Origin of the sequence: Salipiger marinus (genome assembly GCF_900100085.1) — a bacterium.
Classification (GTDB): domain Bacteria; phylum Pseudomonadota; class Alphaproteobacteria; order Rhodobacterales; family Rhodobacteraceae; genus Salipiger; species Salipiger marinus.
This window is the reverse complement of record NZ_FNEJ01000030.1, coordinates 42,406-58,102: the sequence shown is the minus strand read 5'-3', so window position 1 is coordinate 58,102 and position 15,697 is coordinate 42,406. Positions and strand designations below refer to the sequence as shown.

Sequence of the window (15,697 nt, the reverse complement as noted above, 5' to 3'; positions counted from 1 at the left end):
GGCCAAGATCGTGGTTTCGGGCGGGCGCGGCGTCGGATCCGAAGAGGATTTCCGCATCATCGAGGCGCTGGCCGACAAGCTGGGCGCCGCCGTGGGCGCCAGCCGCGCCGCGGTCGATTCGGGCTTTGCGCCGAATGACTGGCAGGTGGGCCAGACCGGCAAGGTCGTGGCGCCGGATCTGTATATCGCCTGCGGGATTTCCGGGGCAATTCAGCACCTTGCGGGCATGAAGGACAGCAAGGTGATCGTGGCGATCAACAAGGACGAAGAGGCGCCGATCTTTCAGGTCGCCGATTTCGGCCTCGTCGGCGACCTGTTCCAGCTGGTCCCGGAGCTGACCCAGAAAGTCTGACCGCTGCACATCCATAAAAAAGGCCCGCTCCGGCGGGCCTTTTTGTTTGGCTTTTTACATAAAGCTCTTGGCCATCATCCAGACCGCCATGCCAGCCATGCCAAGGTTTTCGGTCAGCGACACGAACCCCAGCGGCACGTTGCTGGAGCCGCCGACACAGGCGCATTTCAGCTCTCTCCGGTCGACATAGACCGCCTTGAGCACCGAGACCGCGCCCACCGTGCCGATGAACAGCGCCACCGGTGCCGCGATCCATGTCAGCACCCCGGCCAGCATCAGCACCCCCGCGCCGGTTTCGGCAAAGGGATAGACATGGCCATAGGGCACCCAGCGCTGCGCCAGCAGGTCGTAATTCAGGAACATGGTGGCAAAACTGTCGACATCCTGCAGCTTCTGCAGCCCCAGCAGCACCATCGCGGTGGCCACAAACCATTCCGGCAGCCGCGGCGCCAGCAGGCTGCCCTCCGCCACCCATGCAAGCGCCAGCGCGACCAGCAGCGCCACGGCAAAGATCGCGACCACCGGGCGATAGGAGGTGGCGTCGGGATCCGCCACCGGCTTGCCGAAAAAGCGGCGCAGATCCTCGTAGCCGCCGATCCGCTCGCCGTCGATATAGGTCTGGGGCGTGGTCTTCACGCCCTCCCGGCGCTGGAACTCTTCGGTTTCGGCACGGCTGGTCAGGGGATGATCCTCGACCTTGTAGCCCTGACGGCGCAGCAGGTGGCGGGATTTCAGGCCCCATGGGCACAGGTGGTCAGGCATCACCATCCGGTAAAGCCGGGCAGTGGCGGGGGCGGCATCGGGCATCGGATGCTCCTTTCGCGGGCTTTGTCTGGCAGATCAGGACCAACGCATCACCGCACCCTGATGGTTCCCGCACGCAGGCTTCGTGCGGCAATGCACCCGCGCTGTGCGGTGCAGGCAATTGCGGCGCTGCGGCGAAAGCCTAGGTTGGCGTCTGTAAGCATTTGCCGGTGCGCCCTGCCCCGGCCCACTGGATCACGAAAGGACGTCTTATGTCGCTCAAGCTGAAGATCATCACCTCCAGCACCCGCCCCGGCCGGATCGGGCCCATCATCAGCAGCTGGGTTGCCGAACAGGCCACCGCGCATGGCAAGTTCGAGGTCGAGATCCTTGACCTCGACACCTTCGGCCTGCCCCTGCTTGACGAGCCGAACCACCCGGCGATGCAGTCCTACACGCATGAGCACACCAAGGCATGGAGCGCTGCGGTCAATGATGCCGATGCCTTCATCTTCGTGACGCCGGAATACAACTCCTTCCCGCCCGCCGCCGTGGTCAACGCGCTGCAGGCGCTGGTGCTGGAATGGGAACGCAAGCCCGCGGGCGTCGTCTCCTATGGCGGCATCTCGGGGGGTCTGCGCTCCGCTCAGGAACTGCGGATGCTGCTCGCCAACATGAACATCATGCCGCTGAAGCAGGTCGTGCCGATGCCCATGGTCTTTGGCGACATCAAAGAGGATGGCAAACTTTCGCCCAACTCGGAAGTCGGCAAGGGCACCGCAGGCATGCTGGACGAGCTGGCCATCTGGGCTGCAGCGCTGAAGCCCACCCGCGCCTGAACCAAGGCTTACCCGAAAAGAAGGGCCGCCGGATCGCTCCGGCGGCCCTTTTTCGTTCGATGCCCGCCGGTCAGGTCGACACCTGTTCGCGCAGGATCGACGCGGTCAGCGAGATCATCAGGTAGATCCCCGCAAAGATCAGGAAGGCGAGGATCGTGTTCTCGAACTTGCGCGGATAGCTTGGATCCTCGGAGGCGACCGGCACCACCGAGGTTGTGAGATAGCGCGCCTGACTGTCGGCATCGCGCCGCGCCTGATCCAGCCGTTCCAGCGCCGTCTGCAGCATCAGGTCGCGCGTGGCCAGATCGGCCTGCGCCAGCTGGATCTGCACCGCCACCTCGGCCAGCGAGTTTTCCCCGGTGGTGGCGGTGGTCATCTCCGAATTGAGCTGCGCCAGCAGCGCCTCCAGCCGCCGCACGTCGCCTTCCGCGCCATCGACCCGGCTGCTGTTGGGGCGGGCATTGTCCAGAAGTGCCTGCAGCGTCAGCCGCTTTTCCTGCAGCTGCACCTCGACATTGCTGATCTGTGTCCGCAGCGAGGCGATGCGCCCCTCGGGGTCGATCACCGCACCATCCTGCTGCAGCCGCACCAGCTTTTCCTGCGCCTCGGCGCGCTGCCGTTCGGCATCCAGCAGCCCGGCCTCGGCATCGGTGACCGCGTTGGACCGCTTGCGCAGCGACAGGTTGTCCACGCGCTCTTCGGCATAGCCGATCAGGGCGCGGCTGAACCGGGCGGCGGTTTCCGGATCTGCGGCCATGATTTCCATCTTCACCACGCCTTCGGTCGGATCATAGCCGATCTCGATGTTGCGCTTGTAAAGACTGTAGGCCTCCTCGTTCGAGGCTCCGGGTTCCAGCCGCTGGATCGGGTCGATCCACGCCTGTTCGTAATGCGTCTTGAAGCCCTCGTCACGGTCCAGCCGCAGCATCGCATCCTTGGACAGCAGATAGCTTTGCACTGCGATGGCATCCTGATTGGTGGCGAACTGCGTGCCGGAAAACAGGCTGCCCATGCCGGCGGCAGAGCTTTCCGCCTTCAGGATCAGGAATTCCGATTTGGTCGCATACATCGGCGTGGCGACCACATAAAAATAGTAGCCCGCGATCAGCGTCGGCAGCATCACGAAAAACGCCAGCCGCGTCAGCAGCAGCACCATCTTGCGCCGCCGCCGCTTGGCAAGGTCGCGCTGGATCTGCGTGATCTCCGCCGCGCGGCGCTCTGCCGGGCTGGCCGTCCGGGTCGAGGGCAGCTGCGGGCGCCCCTCCGGCACGGTCTGCGGCAGGCTTTTCCCGGCGGGCACCGTCTGGGGCAGCTGCACCCGACCCTCGGGACGGGCGGGCGCGGCCGCGCCGTCGGCGCCATGGCCCGGCACCACCAGTTCCAGCATGGTGGTGCGCTGGAACGGGTCGATGCCCCGCGCACGCAGCAGCCGCACCGCATCCAGATCCGAAGCAGGCTCCAGCCCGTGCTTCTGTGCCACGCGGCGGGCCATGCGCAGCTGGCGCCCGGTCAGGTCCTCCTGACGCAGCGCCTCGGCGGGGTCAGGCGGCCTCGGGCCCGTCGCGGCAGGCGGCGGCGTGTCACTGGCGACGGACCGCTCTTCGGGCAGATCGGCGTCGGCGGGGGTGGCGCGGCGGATGCGGAATTTTCTAGCCTTGGGTTTCGTAGTCATAAAGCCGCTTCGCCTCTTCCAAGGTTTCAAACATGTGCAGCCGCCCGTCCATCAGGACGGCAGCCTTGCGCGCAAACTTTTCAAGAATCGCCGGCTGGTGGGACACGATCACGATGGTCGTGGTGCGCAGCCGTTCCAGCAGGATCTCGCTGGCCTTGCGGTTGAACTCCGCATCGGTGGAATTGGGCATGCCCTCGTCGATCAGGTAGATGTCGAAATCCAGCGCCAGCATCAGCGAAAAGGTGAACCGCGACCGCATCCCCGAAGAATAGGTGCCGATGGGCTGGTCGAAATATTCGCGCAGATCACAGAGCCAGCGGCAGAACGATTCCACATAGTCGGGGTCAAGCCCGTAAAGCCGCGCGATGAACCGGGCGTTTTCGCGGGCCGAAATCTTGCTGACCACCCCGCCCATGAAGCCCAGCGGAAAGGACACGCGGGAGGTGCGGCGGATCTCGCCCTCGTCGGGTTTTTCCAGCCCCGCCATCATCTTGATCAGCGTGGTCTTGCCGGTGCCATTGGGCGCAAGGATGCCCAGACTTTCGCCAAGCTCGACCCGGAACGAGACACGGTCAAGGATCACCTTGCGGCGCTGCCCCGTCCAGAAGGACTTGCTGACCATATCGAATTCGATCATTGCCCTGCCCCGATCCGCAAGCGCCGGTTTAGCAAGCGGCGATTAAGCATGTCTTAGGCGGCGAGTTTGGTCAGAATATGTCCTAAATTAGATGCAAACCACAATGATTCCACACTTGGGCGCGAAGATGTTACGGGCGCCCGCCGTCCGGCAGGCGCCCGCGCCTTGGTCTTAGATCGCCTGTTTCTGCACGCGCAGCAGCATCCCCATGATCATCGAGATGCCTGCGGCGGCAAAGCTGAACAGCGCGCCCATCTTGGCGGCGTCCTGCACCGGCCCCGCCTGAAAGGCGACGGAGGCCACGAACAGCGACACGGTAAAGCCGATGGCCGCGACGCAGCCCACCACCACCAGATCAAGGATGCGCATGCCCTGCGGGATCCCCAGCCGCAGCGGGCGGGCGGCGATCCAGCCGAACAGGAAGATGCCCATCGGCTTGCCCACCAGCAGCCCCAGCAGCACCAGCCATGTGGCCGGACCGATGAAGGAAAACTCCACCCCGGCATTGAGCAGGCCGAAGAAGAACAGCACGATCTCCACCGGATATTTCAGCGCGTGTTCCATCGTGTTGAGCAGGTCGGTCAGATGCTCCTCGGCCTCGGCGAAGATGCCGAAGGCGCGGTCGGCATGGGGGATGGCGGGCACGATCGGCAGCAGCCCCAGCGCCGGATGGATCCCCGACCGCATGAAGCCATACCACGACAGGCAGCCTGCGATGGCATAGGGCCAGAAGCTGAGCTTGTTGCGGACCCATGTGGAATTGGGCCGCTCCTGCTTGCCCGCGTCCAGCCGACGCGGCAGCCAGTTGAACAGCACGAACACCCCGATGGCCGCACCCAGCGACAGCAGCAGCCATTGCGGCGCAAGATCGGCCGAAGGGTAGAACAGCGCCAGAATGATCAGCCCCGCCGCGTCATCGGCGATGGCCAGCAGCAGCAGGAACCGCACCGCCGGATGCCCGGCACCAAAGACAAGCCGCCCCACCAGATAGGAAAAGGCGATGTCGGTGGCCGTGGGGATCGCCCAGCCATTCGCCACGGCGGTATACACGCTGGATCCCATGACCGTGGCCAGCCCCAGAAAGACCACGATCGGCCCCAGCATGCCGCCCAGCGTGGCGAAAAGCGGCGTCGCCGCCCGGCGGCCCCGCAGGCTGCCCTTTTCCAGAATGACCGCCTCCCAGACCTCCTTGGCGGCGATGGCGAAGAACATCGCCATCAGCACGTCATTGATCAGGTAGTGCAGCGTCAGGGTGCGGTGGCCGTCATGCAGGTGACCGATGGGCGCATTGTCCCAGATCACGAACTCCACGAAATGATGATAGCTTTCGGCATTCGTGTTGGCCCAGACCAGCGCGGCCAGCGCGCCGATGATCAGCAGCAACGAATAACTCGTCAGGAAATTCCAGACGCGATACATAAGTCTCCCCCCGCTCCCGGTTCCGGTGATTGTCTTGATGATGTGGCGAAACACCCGAAGCGGGGGATTTGGCTGCGCCGCCCCGTCCTGTCTCGTCCGACTCTGGTGTCCATGGTCATGCATGCGCGCAGTCTTGTGACAGGCCGCAGCGAAAGAAAAGAGCCTTGCGAACCGCCCGGTTCACTTTCCTGCGCCCGGCTCCTGCCGCCGCCCTCGCCGGATCTGGCGGCGCGGGCTTTGCGCCCCTATCTCACCAGCATGACCGATGCCCCGCCCGATCTTGCCGCCCGCCTGCGGTCCTGCCGCCTGTGCGCGCCGCGCTTTGCCGCCACCGCCACCCGTCATGCGCCGCGTCCCGTGGTCTGGTTCCGCCCCGGCGCGCGGATTCTGGTCGCGGGACAGGCGCCCGGCGCGCGCGTGCACGGGTCCGGGCGGCCCTTCGACGATGCGTCGGGGGTGCGGCTGCGCGACTGGCTGGGCCTGACCGAGGCGCAGTTCTGGGACACCTCGCTTGTCGCCATCGTGCCCATGGCCTTCTGCTTTCCGGGCTATGACGCCAAAGGATCGGACCTGCCGCCGCCCCCGGTCTGCCGCGCCACATGGCATGACGCGATCTTCGCCGAACTGGGCGAAATTCCGCTGCGGGTCTATGTTGGCGGCCATGCGCAGCGCTATCATCTGGCCACGCGGGCCAGCGTGACCGACACCGTGCGGGGCTGGCGCGACCACATGCCCCGCGCCATGCCCTTGCCGCATCCGTCTTGGCGCAATACGGGATGGCTGAAACGCAACCCATGGTTCGGCGAGGAGCTTCTGCCCGCGCTCCGCAGCCGGGTCCGCGAGGTGATGGAATGACACAGACACCGCTTGATGCCGCGCTCTCCGCGATGGAGGCCAGCCCCGAGGATGAGACCAAGCGCCTGCGCTTTTACGAACGGCTGGCCGATGGCGAACTGTTCCTGCTGCTGGCCCACGAGGCAAGCGGCGACAGCGTCGATCCCGAAGTGTTCGATCTGGGCGATGCCCGCTTCGTGCTGGTCTTCGACCGGGAGGACCGGCTGTCGCAGTTCGTGGGCCGCGCTGCCCCCTATGCGGCGCTGTCGGGCCGCGCCGTGGTCAGCATGCTGGCCGGTCAGGGCATCGGGCTGGGCGTGAACCTTGACGTCTCCCCCGCCTCCATCCTGCTGCCCGCCGAGGCGGTGGACTGGCTGGCGGAAACCCTGACCCATGGCCCCGCCGAGGAAGAGGCGCAGCTGGCCGAGGTGCTGGCCCCCAAGGGCCTGCCAGAGGCGCTGCTGACCGCGCTCGACACCAAGCTTGCCACGGCGGCGGGGTTTGCGCGCTGCGCGTGGCTGGCGGCGGCGCGCTATGCCGATGGCACGCGCGGCCATGTGCTGGCCTTTGCCGGGCATGTGCCGGGGGCGGAATCCGCGCTGGCCCGCGCCGTGAACGAGGCGCTGGTCTTCTCCGGCATCGAAGCGGGGGCGCTGGACGTGCTGTTCCTGCGCGACAGCGACGAGCTTGCGGCGCGGCTGGCGCGGGTCGGCCTGCGGTTTGATCTGCCGCAGATCACCGCCCCCGAACGGCTGGAACCGGTAGCGCCGGGATCGGATCCGAACCGCCCGCCGATCCTGCGCTAAAGCCCCAGATCCTGCCGCAGCGTCGGCAGGGTGTCGCCGGGGGCGGGACGCGCCTCCCAGACCGCGCGGGCGATGGCGCGGGCAAGGCACAGGCTGGCGGCATGGCCGATCTCGGCCAGCTGCTGTGGCGATGTCAGGCGTCTGTGCCCGGTGGCGGCGGCAAAGACCAGATCGCCATCCATGGGCGAATGGGCGGGATGGATCGCCCTCCCGATGCCGTCATGCGCCGCCACCGCCAGCCGGTGCGCCTGCGCCTTGTCAAGCTCGGCATCGGTGGCCACCACGGCGATGGTGGTATTGCCCATGCCCGCCATGGCCGCCAGCTTGCGGCTGTCGGGCAGCGGCTGGAAGCCGCGCGCGGGATCCGGCCCCAGCCCGCCGAATTCCTCGCCCATCTCGAAGGGGGCCGCCCAGAAATGCCGCCCCGAAGGCGTGGTGACGCTGCCCATCGGGTTCACCGCCACCAGCGCCCCCACGGTGACCCCGCCCGGCAGCACCACCGACGCCGAGCCCAGCCCGCCCTTGTGCTGCGCCGTCTGCGCGCCCGCCCCCGCCCCGGCACTGCCAAGCGCAAAGCTTTCGCCGGCATTGGCCAGCGCCTGCCGCCCCAGCGCCGGATAAGGGTTCACGCCCCAGTCCTTGTGCCCGCCATTCAGCAGGTCGAACAGGATGGCGGCGGGCACGATGGGCACCCGCGCCGACAGCACGGCAAAGCCGCGCCCCTGTTCGTGCAGCGCGTCCATCACCCCCTGCGCCGCCGCCAGACCAAAGGCGCTGCCCCCCGACAGCACCAGCGCATCGACCCCGGGCGCGGTCTTGTCCGGGGCCAGCAGATCGGTTTCCCGCGTGCCGGGGGCGCCGCCCATCACCGCCACCGAGGCGACAAAAGGCGCCTCCGCCACCACCACCGTGGTGCCGCTTTTCAGCGCAAGGTCATCGGCATTGCCGACGCGCAACCCTGCGACATCGGTGATCAGGTTGCGCGGTCCGGGTCGCATCGCATCCTCCTTGCGGACGTGTCGCGCCATCTTCCGCCGCAGGCCGCACCCAAGGCAAGCCCCGCGCAGCGGTCAGCCTGCCGGATCGGGCAGATGTGGTGCCGCGGCCAGCAGCGCGCGGGTGGCGGGATGCTGCGGCGCATCAAAAATCCGCGCGGGCGCGCCCTCCTCCACGATGCGCCCGGCCTCCATGACCAGCACCCGGTCGGCGATTCCCCGCACCACCGACAGATCGTGGCTGATAAAAAGCCAGGCCAGCCCGTGACTGCGCGACAGATCCGCGATCAGGTCGAGGATCTGCGCCCGCACCCGCACGTCCAGCGCCGACACCGCCTCGTCGAAAATCACCATGTCGGGCCGGATGATCAGCGCGCGGGCGATGGCGATGCGCTGGCGCTGGCCGCCGGAAAAGGCGTGGATCGGGCTCCGGGCATGATCGGGCGACAGACCCACCGCGCGCAGCGCTTCGGCCACGGCGGCCTCGCGCGCGGCCCCCTGCGGCGGGTCGGGCAGCAGGTGGAACGGTTCGGAGATAAGGCGGCCCACGCTGTGACGCGGATTGAACGAGCCATAGGGATCCTGAAACACCGCCTGAAGGCGGCGGCGCTGGTCGGGATCGGCACGGCGGCCCGCCAGCACCGGATGCCCGGCCAGCGTGATCGTGCCCCCCTGCACCGCATCCAGCCCCAGCAGCGCGCGCGCCAGCGTGGATTTGCCACAGCCCGAGGCACCGACCAGCGCCACCCGTTCGCCCTGCCGGATCTGCAGATCGACCCCCTGCACCGCGTGGAACAGGCGACGCTTCGCAAAGGGATGGGCGCGCGGCAGCGCGTGGTGGCGGCGCAGCCCGCTGACCTGCAACAGCGGCCCGCCGGGGTCGCGCGGGGGCAGAACCGGCTGGTGGCGCGCGGCGGCGATCAGCGCGCGGGTATAGGCATGGCGCGGTGCGGCCAGCAGTGCTGCAGCGGGCCCCTCCTCGACGATGCGCCCGGCCTGCATCACCGCCAGCCGGTCGGCCCGGCCCGCCACCACCGCAAGATCATGGGTCACCAGCAGCAGGCCCATGCCCTCCTGCCGCACCAGATCCGTCAGCAGATCGAGGATCTGCGCCTGTGTGGTCACGTCCAGCGCCGTGGTCGGCTCGTCCGCGATGAGGATCTGCGGGCGCAGCGCGATGGCCATGGCGATGACCACGCGCTGGCGCTGCCCGCCGGAGAGTTCGTGCGGATAGCGCGTCGGCGGCACCTGATCGGGCGGCAGCCCGACCCGCGCAAGGGTTTCCGCCGCGCGGATCCGCGCCTCGGCCCGTGGCAGGGCGCGGTGGATGAGGATCGTCTCCATCACCTGCGCGCCGATGGTCATCACCGGATCAAGCGCCGTCATCGGTTCCTGAAACACCATGCCCAGCCGCCGCCCGCGCAGGCCGCACATCTGCGGGTCTGTCAGGGTGTCCAGCCGGGTGTCGCCAAGCATGATGTCCCCGCGGGTCGCGGCGCCCTCGGGCAGCAGGCCCATGATCGCGAGCGCGGTCATGGATTTGCCCGAGCCCGATTCCCCGGTCAGCGCGAGGATTTCCCCCGCCGCCAGATCCAGCGAGATTTCCTGCAGCACCGCGCTGCCGCCCAGCGTCACCGACAGGCCACGCAGGGAAAGCGCTGGTGCAGGGAGAGACGAGGGGCTCTGCCCCTCGCGCTCCCCGGGATATTTGGAGCCAATGGAAACACTCATGCGCGCGCGGGCCTCAGCCTTGGGTCGAGATGGTCGCGCAGCCCGTCGCCGAGCAGGTTCAGCCCCAGCACGCTCAGCAGGATCGCAGCCCCGGGCACCAGCGCCACATGCGGCGCCAGCGCCACCATGGTCTGCGCCTCGGCCAGCATCCGGCCCCATGAGGGCAGCGGCGGCTGCGCGCCCAGCCCGACATAAGACAGGCCCGCCTCGGCCAGAATGCCCAGCGAGATCTGGATGGTGCCCTGCACGATCAGCAGCGGGATCAGGTTGGGCAGGATATGTTCGGCGCTGATGCGGCTGCGGTGTTTGCCCGCCAGCCGGGCGGCAAGGATGAAGTCGCGCCGCCAGAGCGGCAGCGCCGCGCCGCGCGTCACGCGGGCAAACACCGGAATGTTGAAGATGCCGATGGCGAGGATGGCGTTGAGCGCCCCGGGGCCCGCCAGCGCGGTGATCAGGATGGCGATGACCAGCGAGGGAAAGGCGAAGATCAGGTCATTGGTGCGCATCACCAGCTCGTCCAGCGGCCCACCCGCGCGGGAGGCGGCGGCAAGCCCCAGCGGCACCCCCAGCAGCAGGCCCAGCCCCACCGCCACCAGCGCCACCATCAGCGAGGCGCGCGCCCCCACCATCACCATGCTGAGGAGGTCGCGGCCAAAATGGTCGGTGCCCAGCCAGTGCGCGGACGAGGGCGGCTGCAGCCGTGCCGGGATGTCGAGCGCCGTGACATCGCCGGGCGTCCAGACCAGCGACAGCAGCGCCGCGCCCAGAACCAGCGCGCTGAGCGGCAGGCCCAGCAGGATAGCAGCGCGCCTCACCGCCGGTGCCTCAGCCGTGGATCGGCGGCGGCATAGGCAAGATCGGTCAGGAAATTCACCACGATCACCGCAAAGACCAGCAGCAGCACCACCGATTCCACCACGATCAGGTCGCGCTGGGTGATGGCCTGAAAGATCAGCCGCCCGAGCCCGGGCAGGAAGAACACCTGTTCGATGATGATCGCCCCCGCCAGCAGGAAGGAAAACTGCAGCCCCAGAATGGTCAGAACCGGGATCAGCGCGTTGCGCAGCCCGTGGCGCAGCAGCGCCTGACCGCGGCTCAGCCCCTTGGCGCGGGCGGTGCGGATGAACTCCTCCGCCAGAATGTCGAGCAGGGCCGAGCGCAGCACCCGCGCAAGGATCGCCGCCTGCGGCAGGGCCAGCGCCGTGGCGGGCAGGATCAGCGCGCGCAGGGCGGCGGCGGGATCCTCCCAGCCGGGAAAGCCGCCCGCAGGCAGCCAGTGCAGCTTCAGCGCAAACAGCAGCACCAGCAGCAGGGCCAGCCAGAAATTCGGCAGCGCGATGCCCAGCTGCGTGGCGCCCATCACCGCCATGTCCGGCGCCCGGCCCCGGCGCGCGGCGGCGATCAGCCCTGCGGGCAGCGCGATCAGCGTCGACAGCGCCAGCGCCCCCGCCGCCAGCGGCAGCGAGACCGCCAGCCGGTCCGCCACCATCTGCGCCACCGGCGTGCGGTAGGTGTAGGAAATGCCGAAATCGCCGGTGAGCATCCCGCCCAGCCAGTCGAGATAGCGCAGGTGCACCGGCAGATCGAGCCCCAGTTCCGCCCGCAGCGCCGCCACCGTATCGGGCCGCGCGTTCATCCCCAGCATGAAGCTGGCGGGGTCGCCGGGCGCGACCTCGACCACCAGAAAGATCACCAGAGAGGCAGCCAGCAGCGAGACCGCAAGCGACGCCAGACGTTTGAGGAGATAGCCCATCATGGCGCGAGGTTAGGCGCGGCGCGCGCGGCGGTCCAGCACCTAGCGCGCCAGCAGTTCAAGCGGATCGTAGCCAAGGCCCCGGCCCCATGCCACATGCGGCAGGCTGTCGGGCTTGAAGCGCAGCCTCGCCATCTCCTCGCGCGTGACGAACCGGCGTTCGCTGACCACGCCTTCGGGATCGCGCCAGAGCGGGTCCAGCACGCCAGCGGTGATGCGGGCGCGAAAGAACACCTCGACCTGATGAAAGCCGCTGGCGGGGTCGTGGTATTCGTTGACCAGACAGGGCGGGCCTACGGCGACGGTCAGGCCGGTTTCCTCATGCACCTCGCGGGCGAGGTTGTCGGGCAGCGAGGCGCCGCGTTCGACCCCGCCGCCGGGCGCGCACCACAGGTCGCTGACCCCGCCCGGCCATGCGTTGACCAGCAGCAGCCGGTTGTCCATCAGGATCACGGCACGGGCCGCAAGGCGGGGCGAAAGGGACATGGGCAGGGCTCCGGCTGTTCGCCCTTTCATAAGCGCAGGGGCGCCTGTATCTCAAGCGCCGTGCCGCCAAGGGAGACCCGGATGATCGCGCTCAGCTTCGACAATGCCCGCGTGCTGCGCCCCGAAGGCTGGGACGACCAGCCGCTGTCCATGGCCGGGGGGCGGATCTGTGCCGACCCACAGGTGCGGCGGGTGGATCTGGCGGGTTATGATCTGCTGCCGGGGATCGTGGATGCCCATGGCGACGGGTTCGAACGGCATATGGCGCCGCGCCGGGGCGCGCTGCGCGAACGCGATGCGGGCATGGTGGCGGTGGCGGCAGAGCTTGCGGCCAATGGCATCACCACCGCCGCCCTTGCGCAGTTCTGGTCATGGGAAGGCGGGATGCGCGGCCCGGACTTCGCCGCCGAGGTTTTTGCCGCCGTGGCCGCCGTGGCGCCGACGGTGCCGGTGGATCTGCGCCTGCAGCTGCGGCTGGAGACGCATTTTCTGGATGGCTTCGCCGCGGCAGAAGCGGCGGTCGCGCGCTGGGGGATCGGGCATGTGGTGTTCAACGACCATCTGCCGCATGACCGGCTGGCGGCGGGGCGCACCCCGCCCCGGCTGACCGGGCAGGCGCTGAAAAGCGGTCGCAGCCCGGAGGCGCATCTGGCGCTGATGCAGGGGCTGCATGCCCGCGCCGCCGAGGTGCCCGCGGCCCTTGATGCGCTCTGCGCGCGGCTGGCGGCGCGCGGCGTGACCATGGGCAGCCATGATGATGGCAGCGCCGACACCCGCGCGCTGTGGCGCGCGCGCGGCGCGCGCGTGTCCGAATTTCCCGAAACGCGCGAGGCGGCGCTGGCGGCGCGGCAGGCAGGCGATGCCGTGGTGCTGGGCGCGCCGAATGTGGTGCGCGGCGCCAGCCATGCGGGCAATGTCTCAGCGCTGGATCTGGTGGCCGAGGGGCTGTGCGATGCGCTCGCCTCGGATTACCATTACCCCGCCCCCGCCCGCGCGGCGTGGCGCTGCGTGGAACTGGGGATCCTGACCGAAGCGCAGGCCTGGGCGCTGGTGTCGGAAGGGCCCGCGCGGCTGCTGGGTCTGACGGATCGCGGACGGCTGGAGCCGGGGCTGCGCGCCGACCTGATCGTGAGGGACAGCACCACCCGCCGGATCGAGGCCACCTTTGCCGGGGGGCAGCTGGCCTTCATGTCGGGCGCGGTGGCGGCGCGCTTCCTCAGCTAAGAGTGCGGCGCACCACCTCGGCCATGGGGGCATAGGTCTGCGCCTGAACCCGCGCATGGCCCGCCTCGGACAGGCGCTGCCACAGGCCGGGGTCGGAACAGAGCCGGTCGATACGGTCGGCGAGGGCCGCCGTATCTTCGGGATCGACCAGAAAACCGGTTTCGCCATCGGTGATGGCATCCTCGTTGCCGCAGTTCAGGCAGCCGATGGTGGGGGTGCCGAACTGGTTGGCCTCCAGATGCACCAGACCGAAGCCTTCGAACCCGGTGCGGGACTGCTGCGAGGGCAGCGCGAACAGCATGGCGCGGGCATAGGCCTGATCGCGCTCTGCCGCGCTGACAAAGCCGCGGAAGGTGACATGATCCTCCAGCCCCAGCTCGGCGATGCGGTCCATGACCTTGCGCTGAAAGGTGCTGCGGGGCTTGGTCAGGCCAAGGATCTCCAGCCTTGGCCTGCGCGCGGCGGGGATCAGCGCCAGCGCTTCCACCAGACGGTCGGCGCCCTTGCGCGGCTTGACCGCCGCGACCGACAGCACCACGGGCGCCCGGTCGGCGCGGGGCAAGGGGGTGATGTCGCGCCGGGGCACGCCGGGATTGGCGACATGGATCTTGGCGGCAAGCGCCGGACGGGTTTCCAGCACAGCATCGCGGGTAAAGCGGCTGACGGCAAAGATCGCCGTGGCCCTGCGTTCGGCCAGCGCCATGGCGCGGCGGTCGAACCCGGTGCCGGGATCCACCGCATAGGTGCCGTGATAGACCAGACCGAAGCGCAGCCCGTGCCGCATGTTCAGAAAGGCGGCCAGCGGCAGCACGGTCTCATCCACCGCCAGCAGCGTGACCCGCGCCGGATCGAGCCCTTCGGAGGCCAGCACCCTGCGCACCCGCGCCGCGTCGCGCCAGAGCCGCAGCAGCCGCCCGCGTCCGCGCTGCTGGCTGGTCAGGCGCCGCGCCTCCGGCTCGGCCTCGTCGCCGGTCAGCAGGATCACCCGGCCTGCTGCCGCCTGCGCCTCTGACAGATGCTGCGCCACGGCGCCCCATCCCGACCCGGTGTCACGGCTGGAGGCCAGCAGCAGGAACACCGCCGCCATGTCAGGTGCCCCGGATGATGCGGTTCACATGGCCCATCTTGCGCCCGGCCTTGACCTCGGCCTTGCCGTAAAGATGCAGCGCGGTGTCGGCTTCGCGGGCCAGTTCGGGCACGCGGTCCATATCGGCGCCGATCAGGTTTTCCATCTGCACATCGGCATAGCGGCTGCCATCGCCCAAGGGCCAGCCCGCCACGGCGCGGATATGCTGTTCGAACTGGTCGATGGTGCAGCCGTTCTGGGTCCAGTGGCCGGAATTGTGGACGCGCGGCGCGATCTCGTTGACCACCAGCCCGCCGGGCGCGCAGAACAACTCCACCCCCATCACGCCCACATAGTCAAGCTCGGTCAGGATGCGCCCGGCCAGCAGCACCGCATCCTGCCGCTGCGAGGCGGTCAGCCGCGCGGGCACGGTGGTGGTGCGCAGGATGCCGTCGCGATGCACGTTTTCGCCGGGATCGTAGCAGGCCACGGATCCGTCCTGTCCGCGCGCGGCGATCACCGACACCTCGTGGCTGAAATCGACGAAACCTTCCAGAATCGCGGGCGCGCCCTGCAGCGCGTCAAAGGCGGCCACGGCCTCTTCGGGGGCCATGATCCGCACCTGCCCCTTGCCGTCATAGCCGAAGCGGCGGGTCTTGAGGATGGCGGGCGCGCCGATTGCCCCCAGCGCGCGGTGCAGATCCTCAAGGCTGTCGACGGGCGCATAGGGCGCCGTGCGCAGGCCGAGACCGGACAGAAAATCCTTTTCGGTCAGCCGGTCCTGACTGACCCGCAGCGCCTCGCGCCCCGGGCGGATGGGCCGCAGCACCTGCAGCACCTCCAGCGCCGAGGTCGGCACGTTCTCGAATTCATAGGTCACCACATCGACCGCTTCGGCGAAGCGGGTCAGCGCCTGCACGTCCTCGTAAGAGGCGGTGGTGACGGCATCGGCCACCTGCGCTGCGGGCGCATCCGCCCCCGGTTCAAAGATGTGGCTCCGGAACCCCAGACGGCTGGCCGCCACCGACAGCATGCGGCCCAGTTGGCCGCCGCCAAGAATACCGAGAGTTGCGCCTTGCGGCAGGGGTCCGGTCATCTGCGCCTCCTTGCGTGTCTGTTCCCGCTTTTCCTGCGAAACG

Annotated in this window: 16 protein-coding genes; 5 read left to right on the top strand and 11 right to left on the bottom strand. The window is 68.6% G+C overall.

Translation table 11 applies throughout. From position 1 onward, the window contains the following. Nucleotides 1-352 (top strand): electron transfer flavoprotein subunit alpha/FixB family protein (locus BLR51_RS23800; protein ID WP_207543685.1); only part of this gene is annotated, 352 nt, incomplete at its 5' end. A gap of 54 nt (nucleotides 353-406) precedes the next feature. Here BLR51_RS23800 and BLR51_RS23795 read toward each other — a convergent pair. Then, nucleotides 407-1,159, bottom strand: a complete 753-nt coding sequence (locus BLR51_RS23795; protein ID WP_089851679.1) for a MauE/DoxX family redox-associated membrane protein — start codon at nucleotides 1,157-1,159, stop codon at nucleotides 407-409. 209 nt (nucleotides 1,160-1,368) lie between these two features. Between BLR51_RS23795 and BLR51_RS23790 the strand changes: the two genes are divergently transcribed. Further along, nucleotides 1,369-1,935, top strand: a complete 567-nt coding sequence (locus BLR51_RS23790; protein WP_089851677.1) for an NADPH-dependent FMN reductase — start codon at nucleotides 1,369-1,371, stop codon at nucleotides 1,933-1,935. A gap of 70 nt (nucleotides 1,936-2,005) precedes the next feature. Here BLR51_RS23790 and BLR51_RS23785 read toward each other — a convergent pair whose 3' ends face one another. The 3 genes from BLR51_RS23785 to BLR51_RS23775 all read right to left on the bottom strand — a co-directional run bounded on the left by BLR51_RS23785 (nucleotide 2,006) and on the right by BLR51_RS23775 (nucleotide 5,663). Next, the gene (locus BLR51_RS23785; protein ID WP_089851675.1) at nucleotides 2,006-3,607 is read right to left on the bottom strand and encodes a KpsE/RkpR family capsule polysaccharide export protein; all 1,602 of its coding nucleotides are present in this window, start codon (nucleotides 3,605-3,607) and stop codon (nucleotides 2,006-2,008) included. Then, complete coding sequence (locus tag BLR51_RS23780) at nucleotides 3,585-4,244, bottom strand: ABC transporter ATP-binding protein (RefSeq protein ID WP_089851673.1); 660 nt, start codon at nucleotides 4,242-4,244, stop codon at nucleotides 3,585-3,587. The genes BLR51_RS23785 and BLR51_RS23780 overlap by 23 nt, the downstream gene beginning before the upstream one ends. A 171-nt stretch (nucleotides 4,245-4,415) precedes the next feature. Beyond that, nucleotides 4,416-5,663 carry a Na+/H+ antiporter NhaA gene (locus BLR51_RS23775; protein ID WP_089851671.1) on the bottom strand — a complete coding sequence of 416 codons (1,248 nt, stop codon included), beginning with the start codon at nucleotides 5,661-5,663 and terminating at the stop codon, nucleotides 4,416-4,418. Nucleotides 5,664-5,921: 258 nt separating this feature from the next. Between BLR51_RS23775 and BLR51_RS23770 the strand changes: the two genes are divergently transcribed. Further along, a complete protein-coding gene (locus BLR51_RS23770) occupies nucleotides 5,922-6,518 on the top strand; it encodes a uracil-DNA glycosylase family protein (RefSeq protein WP_089851691.1) in 597 nt (198 codons plus the stop codon). Next, a complete protein-coding gene (locus BLR51_RS23765) occupies nucleotides 6,515-7,303 on the top strand; it encodes an SseB family protein (protein WP_089851669.1) in 789 nt (262 codons plus the stop codon). Before BLR51_RS23770 ends, BLR51_RS23765 begins: the two co-directional genes overlap by 4 nt. On the opposite strand, the gene BLR51_RS23760 is transcribed toward BLR51_RS23765, so the two are convergent. The 5 genes from BLR51_RS23760 to BLR51_RS23740 form a co-directional block, all read right to left on the bottom strand. Next, complete coding sequence (locus BLR51_RS23760; RefSeq protein ID WP_089851667.1) at nucleotides 7,300-8,301, bottom strand: P1 family peptidase; 1,002 nt, start codon at nucleotides 8,299-8,301, stop codon at nucleotides 7,300-7,302. The genes BLR51_RS23765 and BLR51_RS23760 overlap by 4 nt on opposite strands. A gap of 72 nt (nucleotides 8,302-8,373) precedes the next feature. Further along, nucleotides 8,374-10,029, bottom strand: coding sequence for a dipeptide ABC transporter ATP-binding protein (locus BLR51_RS23755; RefSeq protein WP_089851665.1), 1,656 nt, complete (start codon nucleotides 10,027-10,029; stop codon nucleotides 8,374-8,376). After that, nucleotides 10,026-10,844, bottom strand: coding sequence for an ABC transporter permease (locus BLR51_RS23750; RefSeq protein WP_089851663.1), 819 nt, complete (start codon nucleotides 10,842-10,844; stop codon nucleotides 10,026-10,028). Before BLR51_RS23750 ends, BLR51_RS23755 begins: the two co-directional genes overlap by 4 nt. Then, nucleotides 10,841-11,785, bottom strand: a complete 945-nt coding sequence (locus BLR51_RS23745; protein ID WP_089851661.1) for an ABC transporter permease — start codon at nucleotides 11,783-11,785, stop codon at nucleotides 10,841-10,843. The genes BLR51_RS23750 and BLR51_RS23745 overlap by 4 nt, the downstream gene beginning before the upstream one ends. A gap of 39 nt (nucleotides 11,786-11,824) precedes the next feature. Next, the gene (locus BLR51_RS23740) at nucleotides 11,825-12,268 is read right to left on the bottom strand and encodes an NUDIX domain-containing protein (protein ID WP_089851659.1); all 444 of its coding nucleotides are present in this window, start codon (nucleotides 12,266-12,268) and stop codon (nucleotides 11,825-11,827) included. An 81-nt stretch (nucleotides 12,269-12,349) separates the two neighbouring features. Here BLR51_RS23740 and BLR51_RS23735 point away from each other — a divergent pair, with 81 nt between their 5' ends. Further along, entirely contained in the window at nucleotides 12,350-13,492 is a 1,143-nt protein-coding gene (locus tag BLR51_RS23735) for an alpha-D-ribose 1-methylphosphonate 5-triphosphate diphosphatase (protein WP_089851657.1), read from the top strand. Here BLR51_RS23735 and BLR51_RS23730 read toward each other — a convergent pair. Then, nucleotides 13,485-14,579: a glycosyltransferase family 4 protein gene (locus BLR51_RS23730; protein ID WP_089851655.1), complete on the bottom strand. Its 1,095-nt coding sequence runs from the start codon at nucleotides 14,577-14,579 to the stop codon at nucleotides 13,485-13,487. The genes BLR51_RS23735 and BLR51_RS23730 overlap by 8 nt on opposite strands. 1 nt (nucleotide 14,580) lies before the next feature. Then, the gene (locus BLR51_RS23725) at nucleotides 14,581-15,654 is read right to left on the bottom strand and encodes a 5-(carboxyamino)imidazole ribonucleotide synthase (RefSeq protein WP_089851653.1); all 1,074 of its coding nucleotides are present in this window, start codon (nucleotides 15,652-15,654) and stop codon (nucleotides 14,581-14,583) included. Nucleotides 15,655-15,697 lie beyond the last annotated feature (43 nt).